This is a genomic window from Novosphingobium sp. CCH12-A3 (assembly GCF_001556015.1).
Classification (GTDB): Bacteria; Pseudomonadota; Alphaproteobacteria; order Sphingomonadales; family Sphingomonadaceae; genus Novosphingobium; species Novosphingobium subterraneum.
Window position 1 is genome coordinate 1 of the sequence record NZ_LSIA01000104.1, and the last position, 12,833, is coordinate 12,833.

Here is a 12,833-nt window from a genome sequence, read left to right on the forward strand (position 1 = left end):
CGATGCAGACGACCGTGCCGTTGCTGCCCGTGTCGACGATCGAGCCGCGCATGAACAGGCTGTGCCCGATGCCCTGGGCCATAGCGGGGACGGCAGCAAGCATCGAAATGCCGGCAAGCGCGACCATGAGAGTTTTTCTGACCATATTCACCTCCTTGGATGGTAAGCCACCGCCCGGACTTTGCCGAGGGGAAGAGCGTCTCTTCAGGCTTGGGACTACGGTCCCGGGTCCAGCCTCGATATACGTAGAGGCCGCAGCCGATCTTCTTCCCCGGGCCGGATCTTTATTGACGCGGAGTTGACGGAATCAGCCGTCAGCACTTCAAAATCCGCGCGGCGCGAGACTTTGGTTGGCTGCGCCCGCGAAACCCGCTAGATATCGAGGCCCGTGAAACGCCTGCTCGCCCTCCTGCTCGTCATCGGAGCGCTGTCCGGTCTCTTCGGAGCCCAGATGGCGGCCGCGCACAGCGTGCCGCAGGCGGCAGGCGCGCCGCTGGCCAAGGGCATGGATGCGGACTGCATGGCGATGATGGCCAAGCAGCAGCCTGCGCCCAGCGAAAAGCCCTGCAAGGGCCTGACGCTCGATTGCATCGCCGCGATGGGGTGCGTGATCCCGCTGGTCGCAGCGGACCTGGCAGGCGGCGTTGCGCCTGCGCGTCTCTACGACGCGCCCAGCTTCTGGACGACCGACACGATATTGACCGGCAAGGCGGTTGCGCCCGAGCCGGATCCTCCCACCAGCCTTGCCTGATTGAACGAGCACGGGCTGCGCGCATCGATCGATGCGTGCGCGCCCGGTTTCCTTCTTTTCAGTCAAAGGTTTTCGTGATGATCAAACTGCTTCCGGCCGCCCTTGTGGCGGCCCTCAGTCTCGCCGCGCCTGCGCTTGCAACCGACGCGAGCCGCACGCCGCAAGGCCATTGGGAATGGCGGTCGGCGCCGCAATATGGTCCGCGGGCGACTGGCCCTGCGCGTGTCCGCATATGGGTGCCCGACAGCCGGGACATGGCCAGCTGCGATTGCGCGATGATGCAGGCAAGCGCCGCCGACTGCATGCGCGGCGCAGTCAGGTCGGACAAGGGCTAAACCCGCTCCGGAGCGGCGCGTCACATCTTGGCGCGCCGCCTCTGTCATGAGGGGATGATATCCATGATCATGATGCCGAGGCGCGCTGTGCGACGCCTGTTGCTCTCTATCGGTGCGACGCTTGCGAGCGCCTGGGCCGTGCCGGTGTCGGCCGGCCCGCTCACCTACGAGCAGGCAGTGAGGCTCGCTGCCGCCAACGCGCCAAGCCTCAAGGCGCGCGCGGCGGCGACAGCCGGCGCCCGCTCTTCGGCGGTCGCGGCCGATCGCCTGCCCGATCCGACGCTCGACCTGGGCCTGCAGAACTTCCCGGTGAGCGGCCCCAATGCCGGCAGCTTCACGCGCGACGATTTCACCATGGCGACGATCGGGTTCAGCCAGACCTTCCCCAATCTCGCCAAGCGCCATGCACGCGCCGCGCGCGCCGCGGCCGATATCGGTATCGCCGAGGCGGGCGAGCTGGTCGAAGGCCGCAACGTGCGGCTCGAGACCGCCCTCGCCTGGGTCGATCTCTATTATGGAGAACGCCGGCTCCGGCAGCTCGACCTGCTCGATGCCAGCCTCGACGACCTGCAGAAGACCGTGACCGCACGCCTGGCGTCGGGCAGCGCGCGCCCGAGCCAGGCGCTCGAGCCCGACCAGCTCCGCGCCGCCATCGCCGATCGCCGCGCCGAGATGGCTGCGGTGGTGGCGCAGGCGCGGGCCCGGCTCGCGCGCTATACCGGCGACCCCGACCCGCAGGCGACGGGCGACCCGCCGATGCTCGATGTCGATCCGATCCGGCTGCGGGCCGGGATCGATGCGCTTCCCGCCCTGCGCGCGCAGGACGCGCGGATCGCAGTCGCCGAAGCGGACGTGCGTCTCGCGCGCGCCGACAAGCGCCCCGACTGGAAGGTCGGCGTCACCTATGGCCGGCGCGATCCCATGTACGGCGACATGGCCTCGGTCGGCGTGTCGATCGACCTGCCGCTGTTCGCCGGCAAGCGCCAGAACCCCAGGATCGCTGCAAGCGAGAGCCTTGCGCAAGGGGGTCGGTTCGACCGCGAGGCGATCCGCCGCGAGCTGGTGGCGCAGCTCGACGCCGATCTCGCAGACCATGCCATGCATCTCTCCCGGTTGCGCAATGCCCGCGAGACGCTGGTGCCACTCGCCAGGCACCGCGCCGAGCTCGACCGCGACAGCTATGGCGCCGGCAAGCTCGACCTTGGCGCCGCGCTGCTCACGACGCTCGGGCTCGCGGAGGCCGAGGTCGAGGCGCTCAACCGCGAAGCCGACGTCGCGCGCGACGCGGTCCGCATCACTATCACCTACGGGGAGGAGCGGCCATGACGCTCGATAAATCCGCGCTGCGCTGGGGCGCATCGATCCTGGCTGTCGCGCTGCTGGCCGGCGGCACAGGCTATTGGGCTGGCCATCGCCAGGCACCGCAATCGGAGGCGACCACGCCCGCCGGGGCAGGCAAAGTCCTTTACTGGTACGATCCGATGTTCCCCAACCAGAAGTTCGACAAGCCCGGCAAGTCGCCCTTCATGGATATGCAGCTCGTGCCGCGATACGCGGACGGAGGAAGCGCCGGCGCGGCCCCCACGGTCGCCGTCGATCCCGCCGCGCGGCAGAGCCTGGGATTGCGGGTCGTCGCGGCGAAGATGGGCAGCCTTGCCTCGGCCCTCGAGGTCACCGGCACGATCGACTTCAACCAGCGCGACGTCGCCGTCATCCAGGCGCGTTCGGGCGGGTTCGTGAGCCGCGTCTATGCGCGAGCGCCCGGGGACGTGGTCCGCGCCGGCGCGCCGATCGCGGACCTGCTCCTGCCCGAATGGGGCGGCGCGCAGACCGAATATCTGAGCGTCAGGCGGCTCGGCAAGCCCGATCTCACCGCGGCCGCGCGCCAGCGGCTGCGGCTGATGGGCATGTCAGACGGCCTCATCGCCAGCGTCGAGCGGAGCGGTCGGCCGAACGGCGTGGTGACCATCACGACGCCGATCTCGGGCACGATCCAGACGCTCGACGCCCGTGCCGGCGTGACGCTCGCCATGGGCCAGACGCTCGCCCAGGTAAGCGGGCTCGGCACCGTCTGGCTCAATGCCGCGGTGCCCGAAGCGCGCGCGGGCGATGTCCGGGTCGGCCAGAATGCCAGCGCCACGCTGGCGAGCTTCCCCGGCGAGCGCTTCGCCGGCCGGGTGATCGCGATCCTGCCGACGACGCAGGCCGACAGCCGCACGCTCACCGTGCGGATCGAGCTGCCCAACCGGGACGGGCGGTTACGGCCGGGCATGTTCGCCAGCGTCGTGCTTGGCGGCGATGCCAAGCCGGCGCTGCTGGTGCCGAGCGAGGCGGTGATCCGCACGGGCAAGCGCACGCTCGTCATGCTCGCCGCAGGCGACGGGCGCTATCATCCCGCCGAGGTCCGCATCGGCCGCGAGGCGGGCGGTGAAACCGAGATCCTTGCCGGCCTGTCGCCCGGCGAGAAAGTCGTCGCCTCGGGGCAGTTCCTGATCGACTCCGAGGCGAGCCTGTCGGGAATCGAGGCGCGGCCGATCGGCGGCGGTGCGGCATCGGCGACCATCGCCGCGCCGAGGTCGAAAGCCACGCTGTACGAGACGACGGGCAAGATCGAGCGGCTCACGGCCAATGCGGTGACGCTCAGCCACGAACCGGTCCCCGCGCTCGACTGGCCCGCGATGACGATGACCTTCGCGCTCGCCGATCCGGGCATCGCGCGCGGCTTCAAGGCGGGCGACCGGGTTCGGTTCGGGTTCGACCGGCCCCCGGCGGGACCGACGCTGCGGCGTATGGCGAAGGTGGCGGGCCGATGATCGCCCATCTCATCCGCTGGTCGGTCAAGAACCGCTTCTTCGTTCTGATCGGCATGCTGGCGCTGGTCGGCGCGGGCCTCTGGGCGGTACGATCCACCCCGATCGACGCCCTCCCCGATCTGTCCGACGTGCAGGTCGTCATTCGTACCAGCTACCCGGGTCAGGCGCCGCAGATCGTCGAAAACCAGGTCACCTATCCGCTCACCACCACCATGCTGTCGGTGCCAGGCGCCAAGACGGTGCGCGGCTATTCCTTCTTCGGCGACAGCTTCGTCTATGTGATCTTCGAGGACGGCACCGATCTCTATTGGGCGCGCAGCCGCGTGCTCGAATATCTGAACCAGGTGCAGGGGCGCCTGCCGGCGAGCGCGCGCAGCGCGCTCGGGCCCGACGCGACCGGGGTTGGCTGGGTCTATGAATATGCGCTGGTCGACCGCACCGGCCGGCATGACCTGTCGCAGCTGCGCGGTCTGCAGGACTGGTTCCTGCGCTATGAGCTCAAGACCGTGACCGGCGTCGCCGAGGTCGCCAGCATCGGCGGCATGGTCAAGCAGTATCAGATACTGCTCGATCCGGTGAAGCTCGCGGCCTACGGGGTGACCCACGCCCAGGCGGTCGAGGCGATCCGGCAGGCCAATCAAGAAGCGGGCGGGTCGGTGCTCGAGCTGGCCGAAGCCGAATATATGGTGCGCGCCTCAGGCTATCTGAAGACGCTCGACGATTTCCGCGCGATCCCGCTGAAGACGGCGGCCGGCGGCGTGCCGATCCGCCTCGGCGACGTCGCCACGATCCAGATCGGCCCCGAGATGCGGCGCGGCATCGCCGAGCTGAACGGTGAAGGCGAGGTCGCAGGCGGGGTCGTGATCCTGCGCTCGGGCAAGAATGCGCGGGAGACGATCGCGGCGGTCAAGGACAAGCTCGCGGACCTCAAGAGGAGCCTGCCGCCGGGCGTCGAGGTGGTGACGGTCTATGACCGCTCGCAGCTGATCGACCGTGCTGTCGAGAACCTCACCCACAAGCTGGTCGAGGAGTTCGTCGTCGTGGCCCTGGTCTGTGCGCTCTTCCTCTGGCATGTCCGCTCGGCGCTCGTCGCGATCCTCACCCTTCCCTTGGGCGTGCTCGCCGCCTTCGTCGTGATGCGCTACCAGGGCGTCAACGCCAACATCATGTCGCTCGGCGGCATCGCCATCGCGATCGGTGCCATGGTCGATGCGGCCGTGGTCATGATCGAGAACGCCCACAAGAAGATCGAGCGCTGGGAGCAGGACCATCCGGGCACGCATCTCGACGGCGAGACGCGCTGGATCCTCGTCACCGAGGCGGCGGCCGAGGTCGGGCCGGCGCTGTTCTTCAGCCTGCTGATCATCACGCTGTCGTTCATCCCGGTGTTTACACTGGAGGCGCAGGAGGGCCGGCTGTTCGCGCCGCTCGCCTTCACCAAGACCTATGCGATGGCCGCCGCCGCGATCCTGTCGGTGACATTGGTGCCGATCCTGATGGGCTGGCTGATCCGGGGGCGGATCCCGCCTGAGCAGGCCAATCCGGTCAATCGCTGGCTGACCGATCTCTACCGGCCTGCGATCGACTGGACGATGAAGCGGCCCAAGACCGTGCTGCTGATCGCGGCTTTGGTGTTCGCGACCACGGCCTGGCCGCTCAGCCGGCTCGGCGGCGAATTCATGCCCAACCTCGACGAGGGCGACCTGCTCTACATGCCCTCGGCCCTGCCCGGTCTCTCGGCCGCCAAGGCGAGCGAACTGCTCCAGCAGACCGACCGGCTGATCAGGACGGTGCCCGAGGTCGAAAGCGTGTTCGGCAAGGCGGGGCGTGCCGAGACCGCGACCGACCCCGCCCCGCTCGAGATGTTCGAGACGACGATCCAGTTCAAGCCCCGCGACCAGTGGCGACCAGGCATGACGCCCGAGAAGCTGATCGACGAGCTCGATCGCCGGGTGAGGCTTCCGGGGCTCGCCAATATCTGGGTGCCGCCGATCCGCAACCGCATCGACATGCTCGCGACGGGCATCAAGAGCCCGATCGGGGTCAAGGTGTCGGGCAGTGATCTCGCCGAGCTCGACCGCATCGCCCATGATGTCGAGACCGTGGCCAGGACCGTGCCGGGCGTCAGCTCGGCGCTCGCCGAGCGGCTGACCGGCGGACGCTATGTCGATGTCGACATCGACCGCGCCGCCGCTGCGCGGTTCGGACTCAACATCGCCGACGTGCAGGCCATCGTCTCGGGCGCGATCGGCGGCGAGACGATCGGCGAGACGGTCGAGGGCCTCGCCCGCTATCCGATCAGCGTGCGCTATCCGCGCGAATTGCGCGACAGCCTCGACGGGCTGCGGGGGCTACCGATCCTGACGCCCGCGGGCCAGCAGATCACCCTCGGCACGGTCGCCAATGTCACGATCGCCGAAGGGCCGCCGATGCTCAAGACCGAGAATGCCCGGCCCTCGACCTGGGTCTATGTCGATGTGCGCGGGCGCGATCTCGCCTCGGTGGTTGGCGATCTGCAACGCGCGGTGGCGAGACAGGTTCGGCTCTCGCCGGGGGTCAGCATCGCCTATTCGGGCCAGTTCGAATATCTCGAGCGCGCGGTCGACCGCTTGAAGCTGGTCGTGCCCGCGACGCTGCTGATCATCTTCGTGCTGCTGTACCTCATCTTCGGCCGCTTCGACGAGGCGGCATTGATCATGGGCACGCTGCCGTTCGCGCTGACCGGCGGCATCTGGACGCTCTATCTGCTCGGGTTCAACCAGTCAGTCGCGACCGGGGTCGGGTTCATCGCGCTAGCCGGCGTCTCCGCCGAGTTCGGGGTGGTGATGCTGATCTATCTCAAGAATGCGCTGGCCGAGCGCACGGCTAATCCGGACGCCGCCGAGGTGAAGGCCGCGGTGCGCGAAGGCGCGCTGCTGCGCGTCCGGCCCAAGGCGATGACGGTCGCGGTGATCCTCGCCGGCCTGCTGCCGATCCTGCTGGGATCGGGCGCGGGCTCGGAGGTGATGAGCCGGATCGCGGCGCCGATGATCGGCGGCATGCTGAGCGCGCCGCTGCTGTCGATGTTCGTCCTGCCCGCCGCCTATCTGCTGCTGCGCCGGCCGAAGACCGACCCCATCCATCAACCCGCTTCATCATGAAGGAGACGATTATGAGACATGCACGACTGACCCTCGCCCTCGGCCTTGCCGTCCTGACCGCCGCGTGCGGCAAGAAGGGCGAGACCCCGGTTACAACCGAAACCAACCAGGCGGCGCCTGCCGCGACCATGAGCGGCGACATGGGCAACATGTCGATGGCGCCCGACGCGAACGCCGCAATCAAGGCCAAGGGCCATGGCACCGTCACCGCGATCGACAAGACGGCGGGCACGATCACGCTCAACCACGGCCCGATCCCCGAAGCCAAGTGGCCGGCGATGACGATGGCGTTCAAGGCGGCGCCCGCGATCACCGATGCGGTCAAGGTCGGCGACAAGGTCGATTTCGACCTCTCGCTCAAGGGCAGCGATGGCGAGGTCACCGCGATCACAAAGCAATGATCCGCTAAGTTCGACCAAAAGAAGCTGGTTGCGTCGCCGCTCCGGGGCGGCGACGCCCCTGCCGGCCGTCTGCCTGGCCGTGCGCCCGGTCTACGGATGCGATCGGCAACGCCCAACGCCAGCCGCGTTTCCCTGCGCGATCACAGGCAGTTTGAGCAAGCTTCGCGGATCGCACATTGAACGTGCAAGCCGCCCTTGCCCGCGATAGCCTGAGCGGCAAGGAGCCAGTTCAGGATGACCGAGCCAGTATGACCTTGTTACCCACGACACATCATGATCTCTTGAGCGAGCTTGTCCGTCGTTGGCGAGACGATCCGGGCGCCACCTATCGCTCCTGGTTTCTTTGGGACGAACGCCTGAAAAACTTCCGCTCCATCCGTCGGGGGCTGCAGCAGGTGGTCGTGGAAATCGAAAGTGGGCGGTTCGGCGTCGCCTATCGCGGCTCGTCACTGGAAACGGTTGTCCACTCGATCGCCGAACAGCGGCAGATCTTCAAGGGCGCCGACCATGCCTGGCTGTGGAAGCCCAAGCTGCGCATTCCCGACATTTACGAAAGCCCGGACAATCAGCGGGCGTTCGGTCGCCTGCTCGACAATTGCTCGTGCTGCGACACCGCCGAGGAGATCATCAGCCACATCCGCAGCATAGATGCGCTCAAGATCAAGGGGCTGGGTCCGGCGGCGGCCAACCTGCTCTATTTCCTTCACCCGACGCTGGTGCCGCCCTTCAATACCGCGATCGTCAAGGGCTACAACGCCGTCACCGGCGCCAAGGTGAAGCTTGGCTCATGGGATCATTTTCTCGCCATGCGCGCCGGCATCCTCGACCTCAACGACCGTTACCGCGAGTTGCTCTCCAACGATCTCGGCGCGATCGGCGGACTGTTGTTCGACATTGGCTCGGGCCGCTATCCCGCGCCACCGCTGGAGGATGACGCAACGGCGGCCGACGACTGGCTCGGCAGATTGGAACATGCCAGAGCGGAGGCAAGCCGGCTCGACAAGACAGCCGCCGCGCAGGGCGAAACCGATCGCACGCACGCCGAAATCCAGGCCTGGCTGCGCGACCTCGGCCATGCCCTCGGTTACGATGTGTGGATCGCCGCCAATGACCGCGGTCGACTTCACGCTGGCTGCCCGCTTGGACAGGGATGCCTCGAGCGCCTTCCAGACGCCATTGCGACCTCTCCCGGAGCGGACTCGATCCGCCTCATCGACGTGTTGTGGCTGGCGAAGGGTGGCGACGGCGTCGCCGCCGCGTTCGAGGTTGAACATTCGACCTCGATCTACTCGGGGATCGTGCGCATGCTCGATCTGGCGCTGTCGGGGAGCGATCTGCACGCTGCCGCCGGGCTATTCCTGGTCGCACCGAATGCGCGCGAGCAGGACGTTCGCGCGCAACTCCGTCGCCCGGCTTTCAGCCGTATTGCCGATCTCGACTTCGCCTATCTGCCCTATGGCGAGCTGGAGAGAAACAGGGACGCGATCGCTCGTTTTGGAACGGGATTGAAGGCCATCAAGGCGATCTCAAGCCCCCTTCCCTGAAAGGGGGCGTTTGCGGGAGGGGGCGGAATCCTACGCCAAGCTCGCCCAGATAGCCGGCGCGAGATCTTACTTGTTGCTGCCTTCTACGGTCGCGCCAGAAAGGCGACGGCTCAGTTCTATCCGGCGATGGCTACGCATTTTGAAGGTGTCTGGCCCAACGCGCCGATACTCAATGAAGCCGAGAGAACGCCAAAATCGCTCTGCCGCTTCATTCGCTTCCAGCACGGCCAACCGAATCTCTGTGGCACCTCTCGCAGCGGCCCAGCTTTCGACCGTCGAGTAAATTGAGCGTCCGACGCCACGACCACGCTGTGCGGCATCTACGATCATGAAGCCGAGATACCATGTGCCATCACGCGGATAATCGCGGAGGATGGCCGCGATTGCATATAGGCCGCCAGGCCCCTTCCATCCCAGGACAGCTTGATTGTGGGCGCTCTTTTCGGGCGGCACATCGGAGAAAAGCTCGCGAGCATCGTCCAGCGTGGGCGCGGCCCCGTCCTGCAACAGGAAATAGTCGCTGCAACGGTTGTACAGGTCTGCAACGTCTGCGGCGTCCGCTTGGGTAAGTTTGATCGGGGCTCCCGTCATCATCATCGCGTTTTGGCAGCAAGCACGCGCTGACCGTAATCCCGGAGTTCCCCGTTGGGACCGACATAGCGGTAGAGAGTGACGCGCTCGATCCCGAGTTCCTTGCAGAGGTCGGAAACGGACGTGTCGCGTTGGGCCATAGCAGCCTGAGCGAGCCGCACCTGGGCCTTGGAGAGGGCGAACTTGCGGCCACCCTTGCGTCCCCGCGCGCGGGCAGCGGCCAGGCCAGCCATGGTGCGCTCGCGGATCATATCCCGCTCAAACTCCGCCAGTGTGGCAAAAATGCCGAACACCATCCGGCCCGATGGCGTCGTGGTGTCGATCTGCGCGCCCTTGCCGGTGAGCACCCGCAGACCGATACCGCGATCCGACAGATTCTGCACCGTGCTGACCAGGTGGGTGAGCGTTCGGCCGAGCCGGTCGAGCTTCCAAACGATGAGGACATCGCCGTCGCGCAACGATTTCAGGCAGGCGGCAAGACCGGGGCGATCATCACGGCTACCGGATGCACGATCATCATAGATATTGCCTGGCTCGACACCGGCAGCGCGAAGGGCATCGTGCTGCAGGTCGAGCGACTGCGAGCCGTCGGCTTTGGACACGCGGGCGTAGCCGATCAGCATGGATCACAAACGAAGGTTTGAGGCGGTGACGAACATGAGCACATAAGATTGGGCTATTGTGTATCTTAACCAGCATCTCAATCAAGCTATCTCAAACCGTAGCTCGGAAAGAATAAGGAGCATGTATGCCGCGTCGCGTGACCCTGACCGATCGACAGCGCGAGGCGCTGCTTCACTTGCCGGTCGATCAAGGTGAGCTGCTGCGGCACTATACCCTCAGCGATGAGGATCTCGGGCATATCCGCCAGCGCCGGCGCGCCCACAATCGTTTTGGCTTCGCGCTGCAACTGTGCGTCCTGCGCTACCCGGGCCGGGTGCTCGCTCCTGGCGAGTTGATCCCGGCGCAGGTATCGGATTTCATCGCGGCCCAGCTCGGCCTGACCAGCGACGATCTACTCCTCTATGCCGCGCGCGAGGAGACCCGGCACGAGCATCTGGCGGACCTTCGCCGAATCTACGGCTATCGCTCCTTTTCGGGGCGGGGCGCACGGGATTTGCGCGAATGGATCGCTCGGGAAGCCGAGGCGGCGACATCGAATGAGGATCTTGCCCGTCGCTTCGTTGCGGAGTGTCGCCGCACCCGCACGATCCTTCCCGGCTCCTCGACGATCGAGCGCCTTTGCGCCGATGCGCTGGTTGAGGCCGAGCGCCGGATCGAGGATCTTATCGCCCATCGCATCACGCCAACCCTGAGCGAGAATTTGGCTCACCTGTTGGAGGATACGGTGGATGGTCGCGTCACGCGCTTCGTATGGCTGCGACAGTTCGAGGTTGGCGCAAATTCAGCAGCCGCTAACCGGCTGATGGATCGACTGGAATATCTTCAAAGGTTCGATCTTCCGGCGGATTTGCTGGACGGCGTGCCGGCGCATCGTGTGACCCGGCTTCGCCGGCAGGGCGAGCGCTATTACGCCGACGGCATGCGTGATCTGCCCGAAGACAGGCGGCTTGCGATCCTCGCTGTCTGCACCCTGGAATGGCGGTCATCGCTGGCCGATGTCATCGTGGAGACCCACGATCGCATCGTAGGCCGTCTCTATCGGGCCTCCGAACGCCTTTGCAACACCAGGATCGCCGACGAAAAGGCGGCCGTTCGGGACACGCTGAAGTCCTTTGCCGAAATCGGTGGTGCTTTGCTTGGAGCGCAGGACGATGGCACGGCCCTGGACGGGATAATCGCCACCGGGCCTGGCTGGGAACGGTTCAGAACCCTTGTCGCCACGGCCTCCGCGCTGACCAACGTGCTCGCGGCCGACCCGCTCAGCCGTGTGCTGGACGGCTATCACCGTTTCCGCCTCTACGCGCCCAGGATGCTGCGCCTGCTCGACATGCAGGCGGCGCCGATCGCCACGCCTCTTCTGGCGGCCGTTGCGATGCTGCGTAACGGGATCAAGGTCGATCCGCCGGTGGATTTTCTACGTCCCAACTCGAAATGGCATCGTCATCTTCGCGCTGAGCCCAGCGGCGACCACCGGCTTTGGGAAATCGCGGTGCTGTTCCACATCCGCGACGCCTTCCGGTCCGGTGACATATGGTTGGCGGGATCGCGCCGCTATGGCGACCTCAAGCAGCTTCTGGTCCCGCCACAGGCGATAGAGCAGACCGCGCGGCTCGCCGTGCCGCTGCGACCCGGCGAATGGCTGGCCGAGCGCAGGGCTCGACTGGATACACGGCTGAAGGAGTTTGGCCGCGCGGCGCGAACCGGCACGATCCCAGGCGGCATCATCGAGAACGGCAAGCTGCACATCGACAAGCTGAGGGCCGACACGCCCGAAGGGGCCGAGGATCTCGTGCTCGATCTCTATCAACAGCTCCCGCCCGCGAGGATCACCGATCTGTTGCTGGAAGTCGATGAGCGAACCGGATTTTCCGAGGCGTTCACGCATCTGCGCACCGGCGCGCCCTGCAGCGACCGGATCGGCCTGATGAACGTGTTGCTGGCGGAAGGCGTCAATCTCGGTTTGCGCAAGATGGCGGCGGCGACCAACACGCACAGCTTCTGGGAATTGCTGCGGATCGCGCGCTGGCATGTCGAAGGCAGCGCCTATGATCGGGCGCTCGCCATGATCGTGGAGGCCCACGCCGCCCTGCCCATGGCCGCCTTCTGGGGACAAGGGCAATCGGCATCCAGCGACGGGCAGTTCTTCCTTGCTAACGAGCAGGGCGAGGCGATGAATCTGATCAACGCGAAATATGGCAACGTCCCGGGCCTCAAGGGATACAGCCATGTGTCCGATCAATATGCGCCGTTCGCAACCCAGGTGATCCCGGCAACGGTCAGCGAGGCTCCCTATATCCTGGACGGGCTGCTCATGAATGACGCGGGCCGCCGCGTTCGCCAGCATTTTGCCGACACGGGCGGCTTCACCGATCATGTGTTCGCCGCCTGCGCCTTGCTCGGCTACAGGTTCGCCCCCCGTATCCGCGATCTCCCTCAGAAAAGACTCTATGCCTTCGCGCCCAACGCGACGCCGGCCAATGTGCGAGCGCTGGTCGGAGGTAAGATCAATGAACCGCTCATCGAGCGCAACTGGCCCGACATCCTGCGCATCATGGCGACGATCGCAGCGGGGATCGTCGCCCCCAGCCAGATTCTTCGCAAGCTCGCCTCTTACCCGCGCCAGAATGAGCTGGC

Annotated in this window: 10 protein-coding genes; 8 read left to right on the plus strand and 2 right to left on the minus strand. The window is 66.3% G+C overall.

Annotated elements, in window-relative coordinates; translation table 11 throughout:
* Nucleotides 1–388 precede the first annotated feature (388 nt).
* The 7 genes from AX703_RS07570 (at nucleotide 389) to AX703_RS07600 (ending at nucleotide 8,984) form a co-directional block, all read left to right on the plus strand.
* Nucleotides 389–751, plus strand: coding sequence for a hypothetical protein (locus tag AX703_RS07570; RefSeq protein WP_007406428.1), 363 nt, complete (start codon nucleotides 389–391; stop codon nucleotides 749–751).
* Between the two features lie 77 nt (nucleotides 752–828).
* Entirely contained in the window at nucleotides 829–1,086 is a 258-nt protein-coding gene (locus tag AX703_RS07575; protein ID WP_007683334.1) for a hypothetical protein, read from the plus strand.
* A 63-nt stretch (nucleotides 1,087–1,149) separates the two neighbouring features.
* Nucleotides 1,150–2,412, plus strand: coding sequence for a TolC family protein (locus AX703_RS07580; RefSeq protein WP_013039107.1), 1,263 nt, complete (start codon nucleotides 1,150–1,152; stop codon nucleotides 2,410–2,412).
* On the plus strand, nucleotides 2,409–3,899 hold the full coding sequence (locus AX703_RS07585) for an efflux RND transporter periplasmic adaptor subunit (RefSeq protein WP_021243085.1): 1,491 nt from the start codon (nucleotides 2,409–2,411) through the stop codon (nucleotides 3,897–3,899). Before AX703_RS07580 ends, AX703_RS07585 begins: the two co-directional genes overlap by 4 nt.
* A complete protein-coding gene (locus tag AX703_RS07590; protein WP_025549154.1) occupies nucleotides 3,896–7,039 on the plus strand; it encodes an efflux RND transporter permease subunit in 3,144 nt (1,047 codons plus the stop codon). Before AX703_RS07585 ends, AX703_RS07590 begins: the two co-directional genes overlap by 4 nt.
* An 11-nt stretch (nucleotides 7,040–7,050) precedes the next feature.
* Complete coding sequence (locus AX703_RS07595) at nucleotides 7,051–7,440, plus strand: copper-binding protein (protein ID WP_021245555.1); 390 nt, start codon at nucleotides 7,051–7,053, stop codon at nucleotides 7,438–7,440.
* A gap of 248 nt (nucleotides 7,441–7,688) precedes the next feature.
* On the plus strand, nucleotides 7,689–8,984 hold the full coding sequence (locus AX703_RS07600) for a hypothetical protein (RefSeq protein ID WP_021247421.1): 1,296 nt from the start codon (nucleotides 7,689–7,691) through the stop codon (nucleotides 8,982–8,984).
* 66 nt (nucleotides 8,985–9,050) lie between these two features.
* Here AX703_RS07600 and AX703_RS07605 read toward each other — a convergent pair whose 3' ends face one another.
* Both AX703_RS07605 and AX703_RS07610 read right to left on the minus strand, forming a co-directional pair.
* Entirely contained in the window at nucleotides 9,051–9,581 is a 531-nt protein-coding gene (locus AX703_RS07605) for a GNAT family N-acetyltransferase (protein WP_007686150.1), read from the minus strand.
* On the minus strand, nucleotides 9,578–10,198 hold the full coding sequence (locus tag AX703_RS07610; protein WP_008832583.1) for a recombinase family protein: 621 nt from the start codon (nucleotides 10,196–10,198) through the stop codon (nucleotides 9,578–9,580). The genes AX703_RS07605 and AX703_RS07610 overlap by 4 nt, the downstream gene beginning before the upstream one ends.
* Nucleotides 10,199–10,323: 125 nt before the next feature.
* Here AX703_RS07610 and AX703_RS07615 point away from each other — a divergent pair.
* On the plus strand, nucleotides 10,324–12,833 hold a 2,510-nt coding region (locus tag AX703_RS07615; RefSeq protein WP_062343497.1), incomplete at its 3' end, for a Tn3 family transposase.